Origin of the sequence: Micromonospora sp. R77, from assembly GCF_022747945.1 — a bacterium.
In the GTDB taxonomy this organism is placed as follows: domain Bacteria; phylum Actinomycetota; class Actinomycetes; order Mycobacteriales; family Micromonosporaceae; genus Micromonospora.
In genome coordinates, this window is record NZ_JALDST010000001.1 from 2083159 (window position 1) to 2105130 (window position 21972).

Annotated in this window: 19 protein-coding genes and 3 pseudogenes; 6 read left to right on the top strand and 16 right to left on the bottom strand. The window is 73.8% G+C overall.

Features of this window, described 5'->3' with window-relative positions; genetic code table 11:
- Nucleotides 1-123 precede the first annotated feature (123 nt).
- From MRQ36_RS09620 to MRQ36_RS09640, 5 genes are read right to left on the bottom strand one after another with little or no spacing between them, the layout of a single operon-like run.
- On the bottom strand, nt 124-1626 hold the full coding sequence (locus MRQ36_RS09620; protein ID WP_242794530.1) for a NuoM family protein: 1503 nt from the start codon (nt 1624-1626) through the stop codon (nt 124-126).
- Complete coding sequence (locus tag MRQ36_RS09625; protein WP_374249917.1) at nt 1623-3623, bottom strand: NADH-quinone oxidoreductase subunit L; 2001 nt, start codon at nt 3621-3623, stop codon at nt 1623-1625. The genes MRQ36_RS09620 and MRQ36_RS09625 overlap by 4 nt, the downstream gene beginning before the upstream one ends.
- Entirely contained in the window at nt 3620-4030 is a 411-nt protein-coding gene (gene nuoK / locus MRQ36_RS09630) for an NADH-quinone oxidoreductase subunit NuoK (protein ID WP_242794531.1), read from the bottom strand. The genes MRQ36_RS09625 and nuoK overlap by 4 nt, the downstream gene beginning before the upstream one ends.
- A complete protein-coding gene (locus tag MRQ36_RS09635; RefSeq protein ID WP_242794532.1) occupies nt 4027-4551 on the bottom strand; it encodes an NADH-quinone oxidoreductase subunit J in 525 nt (174 codons plus the stop codon). The genes nuoK and MRQ36_RS09635 overlap by 4 nt, the downstream gene beginning before the upstream one ends.
- On the bottom strand, nt 4548-5126 hold the full coding sequence (locus MRQ36_RS09640; protein ID WP_374249918.1) for an NADH-quinone oxidoreductase subunit I: 579 nt from the start codon (nt 5124-5126) through the stop codon (nt 4548-4550). The genes MRQ36_RS09635 and MRQ36_RS09640 overlap by 4 nt, the downstream gene beginning before the upstream one ends.
- 105 nt (nt 5127-5231) lie before the next feature.
- Here MRQ36_RS09640 and MRQ36_RS09645 point away from each other — a divergent pair, with 105 nt between their 5' ends.
- Nucleotides 5232-5807, top strand: a complete 576-nt coding sequence (locus MRQ36_RS09645; protein ID WP_242794534.1) for a Uma2 family endonuclease — start codon at nt 5232-5234, stop codon at nt 5805-5807.
- On the opposite strand, the gene MRQ36_RS09650 is transcribed toward MRQ36_RS09645, so the two are convergent.
- The gene (locus MRQ36_RS09650) at nt 5788-6222 is read right to left on the bottom strand and encodes an ester cyclase (protein WP_242794535.1); all 435 of its coding nucleotides are present in this window, start codon (nt 6220-6222) and stop codon (nt 5788-5790) included. The two genes, MRQ36_RS09645 and MRQ36_RS09650, sit on opposite strands and share 20 nt — an antisense overlap.
- Complete coding sequence (locus MRQ36_RS09655; RefSeq protein WP_242794536.1) at nt 6219-6848, bottom strand: TetR/AcrR family transcriptional regulator; 630 nt, start codon at nt 6846-6848, stop codon at nt 6219-6221. Before MRQ36_RS09655 ends, MRQ36_RS09650 begins: the two co-directional genes overlap by 4 nt.
- A gap of 61 nt (nt 6849-6909) precedes the next feature.
- Here MRQ36_RS09655 and MRQ36_RS09660 point away from each other — a divergent pair, with 61 nt between their 5' ends.
- Both MRQ36_RS09660 and MRQ36_RS09665 read left to right on the top strand, forming a co-directional pair.
- Nucleotides 6910-7653 (top strand): CPBP family intramembrane glutamic endopeptidase, encoded by a 744-nt coding sequence (locus MRQ36_RS09660; protein ID WP_242794537.1) that lies wholly within the window; start codon nt 6910-6912, stop codon nt 7651-7653.
- Between the two features lie 101 nt (nt 7654-7754).
- A complete protein-coding gene (locus MRQ36_RS09665) occupies nt 7755-8798 on the top strand; it encodes a glutathione S-transferase family protein (protein ID WP_242800972.1) in 1044 nt (347 codons plus the stop codon).
- 62 nt (nt 8799-8860) lie between these two features.
- Here the strand turns inward: MRQ36_RS09665 and nuoH are convergent, their stop codons facing one another.
- Nucleotides 8861-9823 (bottom strand): NADH-quinone oxidoreductase subunit NuoH, encoded by a 963-nt coding sequence (gene nuoH / locus MRQ36_RS09670; protein WP_242794538.1) that lies wholly within the window; start codon nt 9821-9823, stop codon nt 8861-8863.
- A gap of 166 nt (nt 9824-9989) precedes the next feature.
- Nucleotides 9990-10565: pseudogene (locus tag MRQ36_RS09675) on the bottom strand (NADH-quinone oxidoreductase subunit C); the annotation flags it as partial.
- A 150-nt stretch (nt 10566-10715) separates the two neighbouring features.
- Here MRQ36_RS09675 and MRQ36_RS09680 point away from each other — a divergent pair.
- Entirely contained in the window at nt 10716-11762 is a 1047-nt protein-coding gene (locus tag MRQ36_RS09680; protein WP_242794539.1) for a glucose 1-dehydrogenase, read from the top strand.
- Nucleotide 11763: 1 nt separating this feature from the next.
- Here MRQ36_RS09680 and MRQ36_RS09685 read toward each other — a convergent pair whose 3' ends face one another.
- The 5 genes and pseudogenes from MRQ36_RS09685 to MRQ36_RS09705 form a co-directional block, all read right to left on the bottom strand.
- Nucleotides 11764-13080, bottom strand: coding sequence for a DUF2252 domain-containing protein (locus MRQ36_RS09685; RefSeq protein ID WP_242794540.1), 1317 nt, complete (start codon nt 13078-13080; stop codon nt 11764-11766).
- Nucleotides 13081-13116: 36 nt separating this feature from the next.
- The gene (locus tag MRQ36_RS09690) at nt 13117-13692 is read right to left on the bottom strand and encodes an NADH-quinone oxidoreductase subunit B (protein WP_242794541.1); all 576 of its coding nucleotides are present in this window, start codon (nt 13690-13692) and stop codon (nt 13117-13119) included.
- Between the two features lie 56 nt (nt 13693-13748).
- Nucleotides 13749-15227, bottom strand: a complete 1479-nt coding sequence (locus tag MRQ36_RS09695) for an aminotransferase class V-fold PLP-dependent enzyme (protein ID WP_242800974.1) — start codon at nt 15225-15227, stop codon at nt 13749-13751.
- A gap of 165 nt (nt 15228-15392) precedes the next feature.
- Nucleotides 15393-16699, bottom strand: a pseudogene (locus MRQ36_RS09700) (MFS transporter); the annotation flags it as partial.
- A gap of 32 nt (nt 16700-16731) precedes the next feature.
- Nucleotides 16732-17046, bottom strand: a complete 315-nt coding sequence (locus MRQ36_RS09705) for an MGMT family protein (protein WP_242794542.1) — start codon at nt 17044-17046, stop codon at nt 16732-16734.
- Nucleotides 17047-17107: 61 nt separating this feature from the next.
- Between MRQ36_RS09705 and proB the strand changes: the two genes are divergently transcribed.
- Together proB and MRQ36_RS09715 are read left to right on the top strand one after the other, a co-directional pair.
- A complete protein-coding gene (gene proB / locus MRQ36_RS09710; RefSeq protein WP_242794543.1) occupies nt 17108-18217 on the top strand; it encodes a glutamate 5-kinase in 1110 nt (369 codons plus the stop codon).
- 145 nt (nt 18218-18362) lie between these two features.
- On the top strand, nt 18363-19604 hold the full coding sequence (locus MRQ36_RS09715) for a glutamate-5-semialdehyde dehydrogenase (RefSeq protein WP_242794544.1): 1242 nt from the start codon (nt 18363-18365) through the stop codon (nt 19602-19604).
- Nucleotides 19605-19736: 132 nt separating this feature from the next.
- Here MRQ36_RS09715 and MRQ36_RS09720 read toward each other — a convergent pair.
- A pseudogene (locus tag MRQ36_RS09720) lies at nt 19737-20615 on the bottom strand (prenyltransferase/squalene oxidase repeat-containing protein); the annotation flags it as partial.
- A 97-nt stretch (nt 20616-20712) separates the two neighbouring features.
- Nucleotides 20713-21933 (bottom strand): adenylyltransferase/sulfurtransferase MoeZ, encoded by a 1221-nt coding sequence (gene moeZ, locus MRQ36_RS09725; RefSeq protein ID WP_242800976.1) that lies wholly within the window; start codon nt 21931-21933, stop codon nt 20713-20715.
- Nucleotides 21934-21972: the final 39 nt, after the last annotated feature.

Consider the following 21972-nt stretch of genomic DNA (forward strand, 5'->3'; position numbering starts at 1 on the left):
CGCGCTCACCTGAGCTCGCCTCCGTTCGCGACTGCGGGGCTCCGCTCCGCTGCACCCCTCGCGCTCACCTGAGCTCGCCTCCGTTCGCGACTGCGGGGCTCCGCTCCGCTGCACCCCTCGCGCTCACCTGAGCACTCCCAGCAGGGCGTCGACCGGGCCGGCGGAATGGCCGAGGACCAGCGCCGGGACCAGCCCCACGGCCAGCGCCAGCAGCACCAGCGGAGCCCACGCCGCCAACTCCACCCCGGCCAGGCCGGGCGCGAGCCGCCCCACCGCGGGGCTGGGCCGCCCGTGGGTGACCTGCCGCAGCAGCCGCAGGAAGTACGCGGCGGTCAGCGCCCCGCCGATCGCGGCCAGCACCGCCAACGTCGTCCAGAGCCCGCCGCCCCGCCGGACGGCGGCCACCACGGCGAACGCCTCACCCCAGAAGCCGGCCAGGCCCGGCAGCCCCAGCGAGGCGACCGCCGCGAAGCCGAGCAGCCCGGCGAGCCGGGGCGCGGTCTCCCGCAGCCCGGACAGCTCGGCGAGCGCGCCGGTGCCGGTACGGTCCTTGACCGCCCCCGCGAGGAAGAAGAGCAGGGCGGTGATCACGCCGTGCGCGATGTTGCCGATCAGCGCCGCCTGGAGCCCGGTGGCGGTCAGCGTGGCCACCCCGAGCAGCACGAAGCCCATGTGTCCCACGCTGGAGTACGCGATCAGCCGCTTCAGCTCGTCCTGCGCGAGGCAGACCAGCGAGCCGATCAGGATGGCCGCGACGGCCAGCACACCGAGCACCGGGGCGGCCCAGCGGGCGCCCTCCGGGGCCACCCCGACCGCCACCCGGATCAGGCCGTACGTGCCCATCTTCAGCAGCACCCCGGCGAGGATCACGCTGCCGACGGTGGGCGCCTGGGTGTGCGCGTCGGGCAGCCACGAGTGCAGCGGCCAGAGCGGGCTCTTCACCGCGAAGGCGAGCGCCAGCAGGGTGAACGCGGCGAGCTGGGTGCCCCGGGACAGCCCGGCCCCACCGGTCAGCGCCACGATGTCGGCGGTGCCGGCGGCGGCCACCACCACGTAGACGCCGACCAGCAGCAGCACCGAACCGAAGAGCGTGTAGAGGGCGAACTTGCGGGCCGCCCGTCGCCGGTCCGCGCCGCCCCAGCCGGCGATGATCGCGTACATCGGGAGGAGCACGACCTCGAAGAACGCGAAGAACAGAACCAGGTCGAGGGCGAGGAAGGTGCCGAGGATGCCCACCTCGACCACCAGCAGCAGCGCGACCAACGCCCGGCCGCTGCCGCCGCCCGGCACCCGGGCCACGGTGTAGCCGCAGCAGAGCACGGTGAGCAGGGCGGTGAGCACCACCAGCGGCCACGAGATGCCGTCCACCCCGAGGTGGAAGCGCAGGTCCAGACCGGGCACCCAGGGCAGGTCGAGCTGGTGCCAGGGCTGCACGGCGGGACGCGGCCCGTAGCCGAACCAGCCGTGGTCGCCGCCGGCCAGCGGCAGCGTGGCGAGGAGGGTCAGCGCGGCGGCGACCGTGCCGACCAGCCGGGCGGCCCGGTCGTGCCGGACCGCCGCGACCGCGACCGCGCCCAGCGCCGGCACCGCCAGGACGGCGACCAGCAGCACCTGTCCGAGGTTCATGCCGGCGTCCCCTCTGTGCCCGGATCCCGGGCCGACCGACCCGCGCTCACGCGAACCCTCCGACCAGCGCGGCGGCGAGGCCGATCAGCAGCGCGCCGGCCAGCACGGCAGCCGCCGCCCGGGGCAGGGCCGCCCGGTGCAGCCCGGCCAGTCCGCCACCCAACTCCACCGCGGCGTGGCCGCTCCTCCACCAGGCCGTCCACCCCGAGCTCGTCACCGGCCCGCACCGCGCGGGCCAGCGCCACCGTCGGACGTACGACGAGCGCGTCCTGGACGTCGTCGAGCCGGAACGCCCGGGCGAGGACCGGCCGCAGCGGACCCAGGAAGCGGGCCGGGTCGGCGGCCGGATCGCGGCGCCAGCCCGCCCACGCCAACCCGCCGCCGGCCGCCAGCAGGGCCAGCGGGAGCAGCACCGCCGGGGCGAGGTGGACCAGCGAGTCGCCGAAGTCGGTCAACTCCCCCTCGGCGGCCGGCGCGAAGAGCCGGTCGGTGAACGGCGTCCAGAAGGCGGCCAGGCCGAACAGGGCCGCCGGGACCGCCAGCAGCAGCACCGGCCAGCGCATCACCGCCGGCGGGTCGTGCGGGTGCGCCAGCGGGCTCCGGGTGACCCCGAAGAAGGTACGCAGCAGCAGGCGGGTCGCGTACCAGGCGGTGACGGCGACGCCGAGCAGCCCGGCCAGCCAGACCAGCCAGCCGACCCAGTGCGGGGCCGGGCCGGCGCCGTCCAGCGCGGCGGCCTCGGCGGCGGCGAGCACGCCGTCCTTGCTCCAGAACCCGGACAGCGGCGGCACCCCGGCGAGCGCGCCGAGCCCGACCAGCGTGCACCAGAAGGTCACCGGCATGGCGCGCCGCAGCCCGCCCATCCGGGACATCAGCGTGGTGCCCACCGCGTGGATCACCGCGCCGGCGGCGAGGAAGAGCAGCGCCTTGAACGCGGCGTGGCTGAGCAGGTGGAACAGCGCCGCGGTGGGTGCGCCGACCGCGAGCGCACCGGTCATGTAGCCGATCTGGGAGACCGTCGACCAGGCCAGCACCCGCTTGATGTCGTCCTGCGCGGTGGCCGCGAAGGCCCCCAGCAGCAGGGTGACCGCCGCCATCACCCCGAGCACGGCCAGTGCGATCGGGGCCCGCGCGAAGAGCGGGAAGAGCCGGGCCACCGCGTAGACGCCGGCGGCGACCATGGTGGCGGCATGGATCAGCGCGGAGATCGGGGTGGGACCGGCCATCGCGTCGGGCAGCCAGGTGTGCAGCGGGAACTGGGCGCTCTTGCCGGCCACCCCGGCGAGCAGGAGCAGGCAGGCGGCGGTGAGGGTGCCGGTGGAGTAGTCGTGGGCGAGCACGTCGGCGATCCGGAAACTGCCGGCGTGCCCGCCGAGCACGGCGATGCCCAGCAGGAAGCCGACGTCACCGACCCGGGTCACCAGGAACGCCTTCACCGCCGCGGCGGGCGCCTCCGGCAGCCGCCGGTCGTGGGCGATGAGCAGGTAGGAGCAGATGCCCATCACCTCCCAGCCGACCAGCAGCATGATCAGGTCGCCGGAGACCACCACGACCAGCATCGCGGCGGTGAAGAGGCTGATCTGCGCCGCGTACGGCGGGTAGCGGTGGTCCACCTCGAGGTCGTCGTGCGGGCCGCGCCGCAGGTAGCCGACCGAGTAGACCTGTACGGCCAGGGCGACCGCGGCCACCGCCGTGGCGACCAGCACGGCCACCCCGTCCAGCCGGTAGCCCAGGGTGACCCGCAGGCCGCCCAGGTCGACCCAGGTGGTCGACGCCTCGGCCAGGTGGTGGACCCGGGTCAGCAGCACCAGCGCCGCCAGCAGCGCACCGGCCGCGCCGGCCACGCCGAGCCCGATCGCCACCTTCCGGGCCCGGTCCTCGCCGGTCGCCGCGCCCTTCGGCGAGGGCGGCAGCAGCAGCCCGACCAGGCCGGCGACCAGGGGCAGGCCGGCCAGCAGGAGTACGGCCGGCAGCAGCCGCCCGAGCTCGTCGGTCACCGCCGCACCTCCGGCCCGTCCGCGCCCCCGACGGTCCCGCCCGACGCCGGCTCTCCCGCGACCGTCCCCCGCGTCGCGGTCGCGGCCGACACCAGCACCGGAGGCTCGGTCAGCGGCACCTCGTCCACGGCGACGCTCGCCCGCAGCCGATAGAGCTGGAGCACGATGGCCAGCCCCACGCCGATCTCGGCGGCGGCGAGCACGATCACGAAGAGCGCGAAGACCTGCCCGGCGTGCGGCAACTGCGCCCGGACCGTGGTGTCCGCGGTGACCAGGACCAGGTTGACCGCGTTGAGCATCAACTCGACCGCCATCAGCACCAGCACCGCGTTGCGGCGGCGCAGCACGCCGAACACGCCCAGGCCGAACAGCAGCGCGGCGGTGACGTACGGGACGACCGGCCTCACCGACGACCCCTCTCGTCCGCGCCGGCCCGGCCGATGTCCGGACGGGACAGCACGATCGCGCCGACCAGCGCGGCGAGCAGCAGCACCGACAGCACCTCGAAGGGCAGCACCCAGGAGCGGAACACCTGCTCACCCAGGCGCTCGGCGGTGCCCGCCGCCGGCAGGTCCACCCGGGACCAGCGGAACGCGTCGACCAGCAGCACGGCCAGGCCCAGCCCGCTGCCGCCGCCGATCAGCGCGGCCGGCCAGCCCGGCCGGTCCAGGTCGTCGGAGGCGCCGATCGGGGCCCGGGTCAGCATCACCGCGAAGAGCAGCAGCACCACCACCGCGCCCACATAGATCAGCACCTGCACCCAGGCCACCAGCTCGGCGGTGAGCACCAGGTAGTCACCGGCCAACGCGCCCAGGCAGACCACCAGATAGAGGCCGGCCCGGACCAGGTGCCTGGTGGCCACCACGAGCACCCCCGCCCCGACCGCGACCGCACCGAGGGCGAGCAGCAGCAGGTCCGCACCCGTCATGGGGTCGTGCCTCCTCCGCCGGGACCGGCGTCGGGGCGTACGGCGGCAGGGCGGGCCGGGGCCGCGGCCTTGCGCGCGGCGGTGGTCTCCTCCTTGGACGGCTCGCCGTGCGGGTCGTGCGCGGGCGGCGGCGGGACGGTGCCCATCCACTCGCCGAGGTGGTCCTTGTCGTGCAGCAGGTCCTTGATGTCGTACTCGGCGTACTCGAACTCGGGCGACCAGTAGAGCGCGTCGAAGGGGCAGACCTCGACGCAGATGCCGCAGTACATGCAGAGCGAGAAGTCGATGTCGAACTTGTCGAGCACGTTGCGCTGGCGGGGGCGGGCGGCGCCGGGCACCGCCACCTCCTCCTTGTGCGAGTCGATGTAGATGCACCAGTCCGGGCACTCCCGCGCGCAGAGCATGCAGACCGTGCAGTTCTCCTCCAGCAGCGCGATCACGCCCCGGGAGCGGGGCGGTAGCTCGGGGGCGACGTCCGGGTACTGCTGGGTGGTCGAGCGACGGGTCATCGTCTTCAACGTGACCGCGAGCCCCTTCACCAACCCTTCACCGGGAATGCCGCTGCGCTCGGTCATGCCGCCCATCCTGCCCTGTGCCCTCCGCGCGCGCGACCACCACCCGGCGCATTGCGGCGGTACGGTGACTGTTGGGGAGAACGACACACCGGGAAGGACCGACCGATGACCGCCGCGCTGCAGAGCGACTACCCGCCCGAGGGCGGGTGGACGACCGACGATCTGGACGCGCTGCCCGAGGACGGCCGCCGCCGCGAGTTGCTTGACGGAGTGCTGATCGTGTCCCCCTCCCCCACCCGCACGCACCAGACGATCGCGATGCGACTCGGCGTCGCGCTCGAACAGGAATGCCCCGACGAGTACGACGTGACCCAGGGTGTGGAGGTGCGGATCAGCCGCACCCGCTCTTTCATTCCGGACGTGCTGGTGACGACATCGGTGGCCGCAGCCCGCGAGCCGTCGAAGTACGAACCGCACGAGGTGGTGCTGGCGGTCGAGATCGTCTCCCCCAGCACCCGATCCATCGACCGGGTGCTGAAGCCGGCGCTGTACGCGCAGGCGGGCATCCCGTTCTACTGGCGGGTCGAGGTGGAGGACGACGGGCTGGTCGTACACACCTACAAGATCGACCCGGTGGACGAGGTCTACACGGAAACCGGGCGGTGGACGAAGTTCATCGACACCGGGGAGCCGTTCCCGGTGAACCTGTCGATCGACCGGATCACGCCCCGGCGCCGCTGAGTCCGCCCGGCAGCGGCGGGAGCATCTCGACGCCGAGCTGCTGGAGGAGCTGGAACAGCTCGTTGACGCTCCACACGTCCACGATCCGGCCGGCGTCGTCGAAGCGCAGGAACGTCGCCCCCGAATAGCTGACCACCTGCCCGGTCGGCGGCACCGGGCCGAACCGGCCGGCCTGGGTGCCGGCGGCCCGCCAGCGCAGCGCCACCCGGTCCCCGGTGGCCACCACGTCGACCAGCTTGTAGCGCAGGTCGGGGAAGGCGGCGCGGCGGTCCCGGTGCCAGGCCAGCGTCGCCTCGGGGCCGGTCCCGCCCAACCCCGGGCAGTCCGCGTCGACCAGCTCGTACGCGGACGCCTCGCGGCCGCCGTTCCACACGTCCGCGACGAACCGCCGGGCTGCGGCCTCCAGGTCGATCACGACGGCAGCCTAGCCGGACCGCCGACCGGGTCACCGGGCCCGGCGGCCAACCGGGCGAGCTGGGTGTCGATCTCGGCCCGGGCGTCGTCGGCACCGAGCTGACCGGCGAGCAGCCGGACGGTCAGCCCGTCGGCCAGGGTGACCAGCCCGTTCGCCACGGCCGCCGGGTCGAGGTGGGCGGCGATGCCGCCGTCGGCCTGCGCCGCCGCCACCACGCGCTGGAGGTTCGCCCGCAGCTCGGCGGCGCCGGACCGCAGCACCTGCCCGATCGCGTCGTCGACGAGCGCCTCGGCGGAGAGCATCAGCCAGACCCGCGCCTCGAAGGTCCGCTCGGCGTCGAGCGGGACGAGCTCCCGCAGGGCCAGTCGCAGCGTCTCCAGGACGGTCACCCCGGTCGTCGGGATCTTTTCGGCCCGGCGCACCACCCGCTCGGTGAGGTGCGCCATGGCGGCCCGGACCATGGCGTCCCGGGTCGGCAGGTAGTGCTGGACGGTGGCGAGCGGCATCCCGGCCTCGGCGGCGATCGCCCGGACCGTGGTGCCGCCCGATCCGGCGCGGCTCAGCACGGCGCAGGCGGCGGCGCCGAGGTGTCGACGCCGTTCCTCGTGGTCCACGATCTTCGGCACCACCCGACCCTACTTGATCGGTCGTTTGACCGAAATAGGTCGAGCGACTAATCTTCCGCCGGTGACCGCACAGTTGACCTCGGAAAACCGCACCGCCGCCACCAGCACCCCTGCCCACGCCCCCGCCGCCCGCTACACCTGGCTGGACCTCGTCATCGTGCTCGCGGTCGGCTTCGGCCTGGCCAACGCCCCGGTGGCGGACACCCTGGCCCGGGGCGCCGAGGCCCTCGGCGCCTCCGCACTCGGCGCCATGAGCCTCGCCTGGCTGATGATCAACGGCACTCAACTGGCCGTCGGCCTGGCGGTGACGCGGCACCGGTTCGGTTCCGTACGTGGTCCGCTGCGGCTGCACCGGCCCCGGTTCGGACAGCTCGGGGCGGCCGCCGGATGGGGAGTGGCCAAGGCCGCCCTCACCGTCGGTCTGCTGATCGCCCTGCCGGCGGCGCTGACCGCCGACGGCGGTGGCGAGGGCGGCTACCCGCCGGGCAGCGTGCTCGCCCAGCTCACCTTCGCGGTCGTCTTCGGTGCCGTCACCGCGCCGATCTATGAGGAGGTCCTCTACCGGGGGGTCTTCTTCCAGGGTCTGGCCGCCCGGATGCCGGTCCTGCCGGCGATCCTCACCTCCGCCGTGTTCTTCTCGGTGATGCACCTGCCCCGGGTGTTCAACGCCATCGTCGCGCTCGCCTCCGGGCTGCTCTTCGCCTGGCTGCTGCACCGATACCGGAACCTCTGGGTGCCGATCGTCGCGCACGCGCTGAGCAACGGGCTCCTGCTCGCGCTGGCCTTCGCCGTCAAGGCCGGCTGAAGCCGACGGTGACCACCCGTCCTGGCCCGCTCGACCGGCCCGCCGGCGGCGGATCGACCATGATGGGACAGGACGGACCCGGGACGGCGGAGGGCGACGCGATGGCATCGGACGGCGAGGCACCGGAGGCTACCGGCGGGAAGTACGTGGAACCGGGCGGCGAGTTCACCCGCGACCAGCGCTACATCGCCACCCGGATCACCGCCGACGGCCGGGACGGCTGGCCGGTCGAGCCCGGGCGCTACCGGCTGGCGGTCAGCCGCGCCTGCCCGTGGGCCAACCGGCTGATCATCGTACGGCGGCTGCTGGGGCTGGAGGACGCCATCTCGATGGCGGTGGCCGGCCCGACCCACGACAAGCGGAGCTGGACGTTCGACCTGGACCCGGACGGTCGGGACCCAGTGCTCGGCATCGAGCGGCTGGCCGACGCGTACTTCGCGCGGTTCCCCGGCTACGAGCGGGGCATCACCGTGCCGGCCCTGGTCGACGTGCCGACCGGGCAGGTGGTCACCAACGACTACGCGCAGATGAGCCTCGACCTGTCGACCGAGTGGACGGCGTACCACCGCCAGGGGGCGCCGGACCTGTATCCGGAGCGGCTGCGCGACGAGATCGACGAGGTCAACGCGGTGGTCTTCGCCGACGTGAACAACGGCGTCTACCGGTGCGGCTTCGCCGGCAGCCAGGAGGCGTACGACAAGGCGTACCACCGGCTGTTCGACCGGCTGGACTGGTTGACCGAGCGGCTGTCCGGGCAGCGTTACCTGGTCGGGGAGACCATCACCGAGGCGGACGTCCGGCTCTTCACCACGCTGGTCCGCTTCGACCCGGTCTATCACGGGCACTTCAAGTGCAACCGGCAGAAGCTCGCCGAGCTGCCGGTGCTGTGGGCGTACGCGCGGGACCTGTTCACCACGCCGGGCTTCGGCGACACCGTCGACTTCGACCACATCAAGCGGCACTACTACGAGGTGCACCGGGACATCAACCCGACCGGCATCGTGCCGCTCGGCCCGGACCTGTCGAACTGGCTCACCCCGCACGGCCGGGAGGAGTTGGGCGGCCGGCCCTTCGGCGACGGCACCCCGCCCCCGCCGCCCGCACCTGCCGAGCGCGTCGACCCGGCCCACACGCCGCTGCGCTGAGCCGGTCCGGGTTGTTAAGAGGGGGCCCCTGCCATACCGGAGGCGTTAACAGGGGCCCCTCCTTACAGCGCCAGGCGGACGGCGACGGTGAGGACGAGCTGGGCGAGGGCGAGCGGGACGAGGACCAGCCAGCAGAGCCGCTGGAGCTGATCCTCGCGCAGCCGGGGGTACGCCACCCGCAGCCAGATGATCACGAAGGCGACGGCGAAGACCTTCAGCAGGGTCCACAGCCAGCCGAGCTGTGCGTCGGCGAACGGGCCCTGCCAGCCGCCCAGGAAGAGCACCGTGGTCAGCGCGGCGATCACCACGATGCCGACGTACTCGGCCAGCAGGAAGAAGGCGAAACGCAGGCCGGTGTATTCGGTCATGTAGCCGAAGACCAGCTCCGAGTCGGCGACCGGCATGTCGAACGGGGGCCGCCGGATCTCGGCCAGCCCGGCGACGAAGAAGATCAGCATGGCGGGCGCCTGCCAGAGCAGCCACCAGGGCCGCCACGCCTCGACGATGCCGGAGAGGCTCAGCGTGCCCGCCGCCATCGCCACCGAGGCGGCGGCCAGCACCAGCGGCAGCTCGTAGCCGAGCAGCTGGGCCGCGCCGCGCAGGCCGCCGAGCAGGCTGTACTTGTTGGCCGACGCCCACGCGGACATCAGCACCGCCACCACGCCGATGCCGACCACGGCGAGCACGAAGAACAGGCCGATGTCCAGCGGCTGCCCGACCAGATCGCCCGGGCCGAGCGGGATCACCAGCAGGACCAGCAGATAGGGCACCAGCGCCACCGCCGGGGCGAGCCGGAACACCGCCCGGTCCGCGTCGCGCGGGGTGACGTCCTCCTTCTGCACGAACTTGACGCCGTCCGCGACGAGCTGTGCCCAGCCGTGGAAACCGCCCGCGTACATCGGGCCGAGCCGGCCCTGCATGTGCGCCATCACCTTGTGCTCGGCCTGCCCCACGATCAGCGGCAGGGTGAGGAACGCGACCAGCACGCCGACCACCCGCAGGACCAGCTCCAACCAGGTGGGCATCAGACGTTCCCCTCCTCGGCCGCCGGCTGGGCACCGGCCGCCGGCTCGCCGGGGCGGGTCGTGCCGAGCGCCGCACCCGGCGCGGGGCGGGGCGGGCGTTCCCGGGCCGGACGGGCGGGCGTACCCCCTCGTGGGCCCTCACCGACGCCGGCCGCGCCCGCCGGGGTGGGCGTGGTGCCCCCTCCCCCGGGGCCGGCACGCCCGGCGGGCGGACCGCGCGCCGGCCGCCGCCCGCCTCCGACTCGCCCGGCTCCTTGGCACCCGGCCACGGCTTGGCGACCCGCGAGGCCAGCACGAACTCCTTGCGCAGCGGGTGGCCCTCGAACTCCGGCGGGAGCAGCAGCGGCTTCAGCTCGCCGTGCCCGTCGAACGAGATGCCGAACATCTCGTACGTCTCCCGCTCGTGCCAGGCCGCCCCCGGATAGAGGTCCACCACCGACGGCACCGACGGCACCTCCCGGGGCACCCGGGTGCGCAGCAGCACCCCGTGCCGCCCGGTCGTCGACCACAGGTGCGCGACCACGTCGAAGCCGTCCACCAGCTCGTCGACCGCCGACAACCAGTCGAAGAAGTCCAGCCGCAGCTCGGCGTCGTCGCGGGCCGCGCGCAGCGCGTCCCGCCAGCTCGCCGGGGGTACGTCGACCGTGGCGCGGGCGTAACCCTGACCGCCGGAGACCGACGCGGTGGCCTTCACGGGCGCGAGCAGCGCGACCAACCGCTGGCCGACCTCTTCCGGAGTCATGCCGCTGATCCTAGGGCCTGTTTCGGGAGGGCGGTCGAGGCGAGCACGCCTTCCGGCCGTTGCCCGGGGCCCGCCGCCGGCCGCCCTTCCGGTCGGGGCAACTGACCGCTTTACCGGCGCGGCGGCGGCACCGGAGGGAAAGATGAAGCCGTGCGCGCTGTCACCGTGGCTCCCGGGATCCCCGACTCGCTGACCCTCACCGACGAGTGGCCCGAGCCGGCCGCCGAGGAGGGCGCGATCCTGGTGGAGGCGCTGGCGGTGGGGATCTGCGGCACCGACCACGAGATCATCTCCGGCGCGTACGGCGAGGCCCCGCCGGGACAGCACCGCCTCGTGCTGGGCCACGAGTCGCTGGGCCGGGTGCTGGAGGACCCGACCGGCGCCTTCCACGCAGGTGACCTGGTCGCCGGCATCGTCCGGCACCCCGACCCGGTGCCCTGCGCCAACTGCGCGGTCGGCGAGTGGGACATGTGCCGCAACGGCCGGTACACCGAGCACGGCATCAAGGCGCTGCCCGGGTTCGCCCGGGACCGGTGGCGGGTGCAGCCGAAGTTCGCCGTCGGGCTCGACCCGGCCCTCGCCCCGGTCGGGATGCTGCTGGAACCCACCAGCGTGGTGGCGAAGGCGTGGGACCACATCGAGCGGATCGGGGCCCGCGCCGAATGGCAGCCGCAGAGCGTGCTGGTCACCGGGGCCGGGCCGATCGGCCTGCTGGCCGCCCTGCTGGCCACTCAGCGCGGGCTGTCCGTGCACGTGCTGGACCGGAACACCACCGGGCCGAAGCCGGACCTGGTCCGGTCGCTGGGGGCGACGTACCACACGTCGACCGTGGGTGAGCTGGACTTCCAACCGGACGTGGTGGTCGAGTGCACCGGCGCGCCCAGCGTGGTGCTGGACACCATGTGCAAGGTCGGGCCGACCGGCGTGGTGTGCCTGACCGGGGTGTCCAGCGGCGGCCGGACCATCGACTTCGACGCGGGCGCGCTCAACCGGTCGCTGGTGCTGGAGAACACCGTGGTGTTCGGCTCGGTCAACGCCAACCGGCGGCACTGGGGACTGGCCGCCGAGGCGCTCGCCCGGGCCGACCTGTCCTGGCTGGAGTCGCTGATCACCCGCCGGGTGCCGGTGACGGAGTACGCGGACGCGTACGCCGCCACCGGCGACGACATCAAGGTGGTGCTGGACTTCCAGCGGTGACTCAGAGGCCCGGCAGCCGACCGTTGCGGAACAGGTCCACGAAGAGCTGGTGGTCCTCCCGGGCCCGCAGCCCGTACGCGTGCGCGAAGTCGAGCAGGTGCGCCACGAAGCCCTCCGGGTCGGCGTCCACGGCGGCGACGATCGACTCCTCGGTCGAGTAGTCGACCAGGTCGTGGCTGGACTCGTCGTCGGCGACCGAGTGCATCCGGGCCACCGCCCGACCCAGGTCGGCCAGCACGCCGGCCAGTTCCTCCGGCTCGTTGACGTCCGACCAGTCCAGGTCGGCCGCGTACGGGGAGACCTCGGCGACGAGCTGGCCGGCGCCGTCCAGCTCGGTGAAGCCCAGCCACGGGTCCGCGTACGCCTGCAACGCGCGCTGCGACTCGGCCGTGCGGTGCCCCTGGTGCCGGAAGTAGCCGCGGACCCGCTCGTCGTCGATGTGCCGGGCCACCGCCGGCACCTGCGCCTGCTTCATGTAGAGGATGACGTCGTTCTCCAACGCCTGGGTGTGCCCCTCCAGCAGCAGGTTGTACGACGGCAGGCCGGCCGAGCCGATGCCCACACCCTTGCGCAGCACCACGTCCTTGATCTTCGAGGCGACCGGCCGGAGCCGGGTCGCCGACTCGGGACGGGTGTCCAGGTACGCCTCGTAGGCGGCGCAGACCCGCGCCCGGGTCTCGTCGTCGATCTCGTAGACCCCGTCGCCGAGGGAGAACCGGCGGTCGTAGTTGTCGATGGTGGTCTGCGCGGCGAGCAGCTCGACCCGGGTGTTGAGCCGGGCCTCCTGGAGCACCCGGCGCAGCACCCCGTCGGCGTTCTCCAGGGTGATCGAGCCGATCGCGTCGTCCCCGCCGGCCGCGATGGCCCGCAGCTCGGTCAGGTAGGAGCGGGCGAAGCCGGTCACCAGGTCACCGATCACCTCGTCGGAGAGCGCCTTGGCATAGCCGAGCAGCGCCACGCTGGCCGCGAACCGCTTCAGGTCCCAGGAGAACGGCCCGACGTACGCCTCGTCGAAGTCGTTCACGTTGAACACCAGCTGCCCGTCGGCGTTCATGTAGGTGCCGAAGTTCTCGGCGTGCAGGTCGCCGTGGATCCAGACCCGGCTGGTCCGCTCGTCGAGGAACCGGTCGTCGGCGAACTCGCCGCGCTGGTCGGCGTAGAAGAGGGACGCGCTGCCCCGGTAGAAGGCGAACGGGGAGGCGGCCATCTTGCGGAACTTGCGGCGGAACGCCGCCGGGTCGAGCGCCATCGACGTGCCGAACTCCTCGGTCAGCACGTCGACGATGAAGGCGGAGCGTTTGTCCGCGGACTCGGTCATGGTCCGCAGGCTAATCCCCGCTCGCCAGCGCCGGAGTCAGCCGGTCGGGGGACGTACCGGGGGTGCGGTGAGGGACTCCACGGGGCGGCGGGTGGCCTCCGCCGGGGACGCGTCGACCGGTGCGGCGAGCGCGTCGGGGCGGTTGACGCCGCCGAGGCCGGACTGCTCGGCGGCGATCTTCTCCTGGAGGCGGAGGATGCCGTGCAGCAGCGCCTCCGGCCGGGGTGGGCAGCCGGGCACGTAGACGTCGACCGGGATGAGCTGGTCGACGCCCTTGGTCACCGAGTACGAGTCCCAGTACGGGCCGCCGCAGTTGGAGCAGGCGCCGAAGGAGATGACGTACTTCGGCTCGGGCATCTGGTCGTAGAGCCGCTTGATCGCCGGGGCCATCTTGTCGGTGACCGTGCCGGAGACCACCATCAGGTCGGCCTGCCGGGGACCGTGGGCGAACGGGATGACGCCGAGCCGGATGAAGTCGTGCCGGCCCATGCTGGTCGCGATGAACTCGATCGCGCAGCAGGCCAGCCCGAAGTTGAACACCCAGAGCGAGTAGCGGCGCCCCCAGTTCAGCACGAACCGGATCGGCTCGCCGAGCACGGCCGGCAACTGCACCTCTGGCCTCCCTCGCGTGTCCCGGAGCGCCAAGTCAACCACACCGATTCCGGGGTTCATCCCCAGACGGGTCGTTGCAGCAGGCCGACGAACTCGACCAGGAGCCGTTCCCGCAGCGGGACGGGGGCGGCGTCGAGCAGGGTGTTCACCACGGCCATCCGGTCCGGTGCCGGTCCCGCGCCCAGGCCGAGGCCGGCGGCGAGACCGGCGATCAGCTCGGGGGTGAGCGCCTCGGGGGTGAGGCTGCCGGCGAGCGCCAGCAGCTCCGGCGGGAGCACCACCGGGCCGGCCGCCCGGGCCGCCGCGACCGCCTCGGCCAGCGCCGGTGCGAACTCGGCCACCCGGGGGGCCACCGCCGCGGTCACCGTCAGGTGCACGCTGGCCGGCAGGCCGGCGTACGACAGTTGGGGCTGGGTGTGCCAGCCCCGGGCGGTCAGCTCGTCGACCAGCACGAACAGGTCGAGCCCCGGGTCGTCGGCGGTGAAGCAGACCACGGTGGACTCCGGCTCGGCCAGCAGTCGCAGTCCGGCGGTCCCGCGCACCGCGTCGGCCAGCCCGGCGACCGCGTCCCGGGTCCGTCGGGCCAGCTCCAGGTAGCCGTGCTCGCCGAGGTGCCGCAGGGTGGCGTACGCGGCGGCGATCGGGCCGCCGGAGCGGGTGGAGGCGATCACCGGGTTGACCATGGTGTACCCGGGCCAGTCGGCGTACGCGAAGTACTGCGGGGCGCGCAGGCCTGCGTCCCGGTGCAGCAGCACCGACACCCCCTTCGGCACGTACGCGTACTTGTGCAGGTCGACGGAGATCGAGGTGACCCCGTCGACGGCGAAGTCGAAGGGCGGCACCGGTGCGCCGAGTCGCCGCAGCCAGGGCAGGGTCCAGCCGCCGAAGCAGGCGTCCACGTGGCAGCGCACCCCGGCCGCCGCCGCCACCGCCGCGATCTCGGCGACCGGGTCCACGACGCCGTGCGCGTACGCCGGGGCGGAGCAGGCCACCAGCACGGTCTCCGGCCGGATCGCGGCGGCCACGTCGGCGACCGCCGGGCGCAGGGTGACCGGGTCGATCGCCACCGGGTCGAGGGCCACCCGCAGGTAGTGGGCCGCCTTGGCGAAGGCGGCGTGCCCGCTGACCGGCACCACGAGCCGCGGCTCGGTGACCTCCGGCCGGGCGTCCCGGGCGGTCTTCACGGCGAGGATCAGCGACTCGGTGCCGCCGCTGGTGACACTGCCGACCACGTCCGGCGCGGAGGTGCCCGGTCCCCCGCCGAGCAGCCGGGCCGCCGCCCCGACGAGCGCGTTCTCCATCGCCAGCAGCGACGGGAAGGCGGTCGGGTCGAGCCCGTTCACGTGCGCGCTCTCCGCGTACGCCGCCTGCGCCAACTCGTCCAGCCCGTCGACCCCCGGGTCGTACACGTACGCGAACAGCCGCCCCCCGTGCGTCGGCCGGTCCAGTTCCCGCAACCCCCGGACCTCGTCGAGCACCCGCCCCGCAGGCACTCCGTCGACGGGCAACGCGCCCGCCCTCTCCTCGTCGATCATGGCCTGCCTCTCTCGTCTCGGCCGCGCCCCGCCCCGTCGACAGCCCGCACTTTCCGGGAAAGAGGCCGAATTCTTCGGCTCATGCCCCCTCTTTCCGTGAAACTGCGGCGGCGGGGGTGGGGAGGTGGGGGGTGGGGTGGGTGGGGTGGGTGGGGTGGGTGGGGGGTGGGGGCGGAGGAGGGTGGTGGGGAGGGCTACCAGGAGGGCGGGGAGGAGGGTGAAGCCGAGGAGGACGCCCACGCGGGCGGGGTGGGTTGTGGGGCGGGGGTGCCGGTGGTGGAGGAGACGTAGCCGGTGAGGTGGAGGACGAGACCGTAGAGGCCGGGGCCGAGGGCGAGGCCGAAGGTCTCGCCGGCGGTCCACAGGCCGGTGAAGACGCCGGCCTGGCGGCGGCCGGTGCGCGCGGTCTCGTCGGCGATGCAGTCGGGCAGCATGGCCAGGGCGAAGACCTGCTGGCCGGCGTAGCCCACGCCGATCACCGCCACCAGCAGGTAGACCCCGACGGCCGGCAGCACGGGCGCGGCGACCAGGGCCAGCGCGCCGGCCGCGAAGATCAGCGACGCGGCGACCAGGGCGGCGCGTTTGCCCAGCCGGGCGCCGGCCCGGGTCCAGAGCGGCATCACCAGCAGCGCCGGCCCGACGAAGCAGGCGAAGAGCAGGGTCGGCCCGGTGTCCGGGTCGCGCAGCACCTGGTCGGCGAAGTAGCTCACCCCGGCCAGCACGGTCGCCACCCCGGCGGACTGCACCACGAAGCAGGCCAGCAGGGCCCGGAACGGCCGGTTGCCGGCGGCGACGGCGAGCTGGGCGCGCAGGCTCGGCTCGCTCTCCCCGACCGTCCCGGTCGGCGCGGCGCGGGTGCCGACGAACGTGCCGACCGCGCCGAGGACGATCAGTGCGGCCACGAAGACGCCCATCCAGCGGTGCCCGGCCAGGCCGCCGCCACCGGCGGTCACCACCGCCGGGGCCACCGCCCCGGAGACCAGGATGGCCAGCGCCAGCACCGCGATCCGCCAGCTCATCAGCCGGGTACGTTCCGTCCGGTCGTCGGTCAGCTCGGCCGGCATCGCCACGTACGGCACCTGGAAGAAGGCGAACGCGGTGGCGGTGGCGAGGAACGCCAGCGCCACGTACGCCCCGGCGGCCGGCCCGGTGCCGAACGGCGCGGCGAAGATCGCGGCGAAGAGCACGGCCAGCGCGAACCCACCCAGCAGCAGGTACGGCCGGCGGGCACCCCAGCGGGAGCGGGTCCGGTCGGAGATCCGCCCGGCGACCGGGTTGACCAGCACGTCCCACGCCTTCGGCAACAGCACCAGCAGGGCGGCCACGCCCGCGGCGACGCCCAGCGTGTCGGTCAGATAGGGCAGGAGCAGCAGGCCGGGCACGGTGCCGAAGGCCCCGGTGACCAGCGAACCCAGCGCATAGCCGACGTGCACCCGGCGGGGCAGCTGACCGGTCGACCCCGTCGCGCTCATGAGGCCGAATGTTACTCATGTTATGGCCCGGGTCACATCCCCTCGTCCGGCGACCAGGCCGCCGCCCGGAGGTCCACCCCGGCCCCGCGCAGCGGGCACCCCTCGGCCCGCAGCCGGGCCCGCGCCTCCATCTCGTGCCCCGGCGGCAGCCGACCGGCCGCGTTCACCACCCGGTGCCAGGGCACCCCGCCCCCGTACCGGGCCATGATCGAGCCGACCAGCCGGGCCGACGCCCGCCCCGAGCGCTCGGCCAGCGCGTCGGCCACCGCCCCGTACGACATCACCCGACCCGGCGGGATCCGCTCGACCAGGTCGAGCACCGCCTCGACGTACTCCTCTGGCGTCACGACCGGCCAGAGTATGGGAACGGCGGCGGCCGTGGTGGGACCGACCGCGCAGAATGGTCGGGTGCGTGAAGCAGTCACCTCGGCCCGGCGGGTCGTCGTCAAGATCGGTTCGTCCTCGCTGACCACGGCGACGGGCGGGCTGGACGACGCCCGGGTCGACGCGCTGGTCGACACCCTCGGCGCGCTGGCCGCCGACGGGCGGGAGGTGGTGCTGGTCTCCTCCGGCGCGATCGCCGCCGGCCTCGCCCCGCTCGGGCTGGCCCGACGTCCCCGCGACCTGGCCACCCAGCAGGCCGCCGCCAGCGTCGGGCAGGGCCTGCTGATCGGCCGGTACGCGACCAGCTTCGCCCGGCACCGGCTGACCGTCGGGCAGGTGCTGCTCACCGTCGACGACGTGACCCGACGGGTGCACTACCGCAACGCCTACCGCACCCTGCGCAAGCTGCTCGACCTGCGGGCCGTGCCGATCGTCAACGAGAACGACACGGTGGCCACCGAGGAGATCCGGTTCGGCGACAACGACCGGCTCGCCGCGCTGGTGGCCGCCCTCGTCCACGCCGACCTGCTGGTGCTGCTGTCGGACGTGGACGCCCTCTACACCGGCGACCCGTCCCGCCCGGAGACCAGCCGGATCGGCGAGGTGCACTGCGAGCGGGACCTGGCCGGCATCGACATCGGCGGCACCGGGCGGGCCGGGGTGGGCACCGGTGGCATGGTCACCAAGGTCGAGGCGGCCCGGATCGCCACCGGCTTCGGCATCCCGGTGGTGCTCACCGCGGCCCCGCTGGCCGCCGGGGCGCTGGCCGGCGAAGCGGTCGGCACGCTCTTCCACCCGGAACGGCAGCGCCCCGCAGCCCGGCTCTTCTGGCTGGCCCACGCCACCACCCCGCGCGGCCGGCTGCACCTCGACCCGGGGGCGGTGCAGGCCGTGGTGGGTCGGCGCAAGTCGCTGCTGCCGGCCGGGATCACCGCCGTGGACGGCGCGTTCACCGCCGGCGACCCGGTCGACCTGGTCGACGCCGACGGCTCCCCGGTGGCCCGGGGCCTGGTCAACTACGACGCGGTGGAACTGCCCGGCCTGCTCGGCCGCTCCACCGGCGAACTCGCCGCCGCCCTCGGCCCGGCGTACGAACGCGAAGTCGTCCACCGCGACGACCTGGTGCTGCTGTAAGCACGGGCCCCCTGTTAACGCATTCCGTTGCACCAGGGGCTCCTACTAACACTGAGGAGAGCAGGATGAGCGAGCGTCAGCGAGCGAATCATCAGTGCAGCCCGATGGTGCCTCAGGGCGGCACGGAGCGCAGCGGAGTGCCGGCATGAGCGTCGTCGAGCAGGCCCGGCGGGCCCGGGACGCGGCGGAGGCGCTCGCCGTCGCCACCCGTACGGTCAAGGACGCCGCGCTGGTCGCGATGGCCGACGCGCTGGTGGCGCGTACCCCCGAGATCCTGGCCGCCAACGCGACGGACCTGGCGGCCGGGCGCGACGCCGGGCTGACCGACGCCGTGCTGGACCGGCTGGGGCTCGACGCGGGCCGGGTCGCCGGCATCGCGGACGCGCTGCGCCAGATGGCCGCGCTGCCCGACCCGGTCGGCGAGGTGGTCCGCGGCTCGACCCTGCCCAACGGGCTGGAACTGCGGCAGGTCCGGGTGCCGTTCGGGGTGGTCGGCATCATCTACGAGGCCCGCCCGAACGTCACCGTGGACGCCGCCGGGATCTGCCTCAAGTCCGGCAACGCGGCGCTGCTGCGCGGCTCCTCCTCGGCCGCGCACTCCAACGCCGCACTGGTCACGGTGCTGCGCGACGCGATCGCCGGAGCCGGGCTGCCGGCCGACGCGGTGCAGCTGCTCGACGCGAGTTCCCGCGAGTCGGTCAAGGAGCTGATGCGCGCCCGGGGCCTGGTCGACGTGCTGATCCCGCGCGGCGGCGCGTCGCTGATCCGGACCGTGGTCGAGGAGTCGACCGTGCCGGTGATCGAGACGGGGGTGGGCAACTGCCACGTCTACGTGGACGCCGCCGCCGACGTCGCCACCGCCGTCGCGGTCACCCTGAACGCCAAGACCCAGCGGCTGAGCACCTGCAACACCGCCGAGTCGCTGCTGGTGCACGCGGGGATCGCCGACGCGTTCCTGCCGCCGGTGCTGGCCGCGTTCGCCGACGCCGGGGTGACCGTGCACGGCGACGACCGGGTGGCCGGCTACTCCGACGCGGTCGTCCCGGCCACCGAGGAGGACTTCGGCACCGAATACCTCTCCGCCGACATCTCCGTCGCCGTGGTCGACTCGCTCGACGCGGCGGTCGCCCACATCCGGCGGTACGGCACCGGCCACACCGAGGCGATCCTCACCGACTCGCAGCCGGCCGCGCGCGAGTTCGTGGCCCGGGTCGACGCGGCGGCGGTGATGGTGAACGCCTCCACCCGGTTCACCGACGGCGGCGAGTTCGGGTTCGGCGCGGAGATCGGCATCTCCACCCAGAAGCTGCACGCCCGCGGCCCGATGGGGCTGCCCGAGCTGACCAGCACCAAGTACGTGGTCACCGGGAACGGCCACCTGCGCTGACGCTCAGCCGGCCGGCGGTTCCTCCGGGCCGGTACGACCCGACTCGGCGGCCGGCCGCTCCCGGGGCGGCGGCACGATCCGGTGCGGCCCGGTCGGCGCCGGGCTGACCGGCCGGGGGGCGGGGACAAGCGGCCGGCAGGCGCGGATCACCCGCAGGGTGGTGTGCACGTCGAACTGGTGCCCGTCGTCGCTGTCCCAACCGCCGTCGGTGCGCTGCGTCTCGGTGAGCCGGTTGCGGGCCGAGACCAGCAGCCACTGCTCCTCGCCCACCTCGACCCGGCGCAGCGTGGCGGCCAGCCAGGCCACGTCGGCCGGGGACATCGCCGGGATCCGCTCGGCCAGCAGCGCCTGGATCCGCGCCGACTCGTAGTACATCTGCTGGCGGTGCAGCACCGCCGCGCTCAACCAGCCGGCCGGCAGGAACGACGGCCAGCTCCCGTCCGGGGCGAGCTGCCCGGCGAGCGCCTGCGCCGCGGCCTGCACCACCCCGGCGTACGCGCCGCCGACGCGGTGGTCGAGCGGGCCGGAGGCCCGGGCGTCCAGGCCGGCCACGGTCAGCCAGAAGCCGGCGTTGGCGGTGAGGTAGAGCCGGGCCTCCGGGTCACCGGGGCGGGCCCACTCGGGGGCGGCCCCGGCCAGCGCCGGGTCCTCGTCCCAGCCGCCGTCGGCGAGCTGCCGGGCGGCCAGCCAGTCCAGCGCGTGCCGGGCGGCCGGGCGACCCAACGCCCCGAGGTCGTCCAACTCGCCCAGCCGGAAGCAGGTCGCGTCGACCGACGCCACCGGATCGTCGAGCACGGCCGGCCAGCCACCGTCCGGCCGCTGCCCGTGCTCGGCCACGTCGAGCAGCTCGTCGGGGACCGGGGCGCCGGTGCGCAGCCGGGAGAGCCGGGCACGGTCCACCGCGTCCCCGTGAGCCACGACGAAGCCGATCGCGGCGTCCAAGTCGACCACGGCGGCTACGCTACCGGCGCAAACACCGTTCCGCCTCGGTGAATCGGTCGAGGCGCGGATGGCTGCGTCGCTCCGCCCGGGGCGTCGATCGTTCCCGATGCGTCGATTCGCGGAGGGGCGGGGCGGCCGTGGCCACCCCGCCCCTCCGACCGACGACTCAGTACGCGGGCAGCGACGGGTCGATCTGCTTGATCCAGGAGAGCACCCCGCCCTGGACGTGCACGGCGTCGCGGAAGCCGGCCGCCTTCAGCGCGGCGAGCGCCTCGGCGGAGCGGACCCCGGACTTGCAGTGCAGCACGATCTGCTTGTCCTGCGGGAGCTTCGCCAGTGCCTCGCCGGAGATGATCTCGCCCTTGGGGATCAGGGTCGACCCGGGGATCCGGACGATCTCGTATTCCGCGGGCTCGCGGACGTCGACCAGGAAGATGTCCTTGCCGACGTCCTGCCACTCCTTGAGCTCCAGCGCGGTGATGGTCGCGTCGACCACCGCCTCCTGGGCCTCCTCGGAGACCGCACCGCAGAAGTCCTCGTAGTCCTCCAGCAGGTCGGTCACCGTCGGGTTCTCGCCGCAGAGCACGCAGTTCGGGTCCTTGCGGACCTTGATCTTGCGGTATTCCATCTCCAGGGCGTCGTAGACCATCAGCCGGCCGACCAGCGGCTCACCGATGCCGGCGAGCAGCTTGATCGCCTCGTTGACCTGGATCGAGCCGATCGACGCGCAGAGCACGCCGAGGACGCCGCCCTCGGCGCAGGACGGCACCATGCCGGGCGGCGGGGGCTCCGGGTAGAGGCAGCGGTAGCAGGGGCCGTGCTCGGCCCAGAAGACCGACGCCTGGCCGTCGAAGCGGTAGATCGAACCCCAGACGTACGGCTTGCCGAGCAGCACCGCCGCGTCGTTGACCATGTAGCGGGTGGCGAAGTTGTCGGTGCCGTCGACGATCAGGTCGTAACCGGAGAAGATCTCCCGGACGTTCTCCCGGTCCAGCGCGGTGTTGTGGATCTCGACGTTGACCAGCGGGTTGATCTCGCGGATCGAGGCGGCGGCGGACTCGGCCTTGGAGCGGCCGATGTCGGAGACGCCGTGGATGATCTGGCGCTGGAGGTTGGACTCGTCGACGGTGTCGAAGTCGATGATGCCGAGCGTGCCGACACCGGCGGCGGCGAGATACATCAGGGCCGGCGAACCGAGACCGCCGGCGCCGACGCAGAGCACCCGCGCGTTCTTCAGCCGCTTCTGCCCCTCCACCCCCACGTCCGGGATGATCAGGTGGCGCGAGTAGCGGCGGATCTCGTCAACGGTCAGCTCGGCGGCGGGTTCGACGAGCGGGGGCAACGACACGGTGGACTCCCCGGGGTCGGCGGCGGTGAACCGCGCAATTGTCACTCGCCCGGGTGCCGATCGGCCATGATGAGGGAC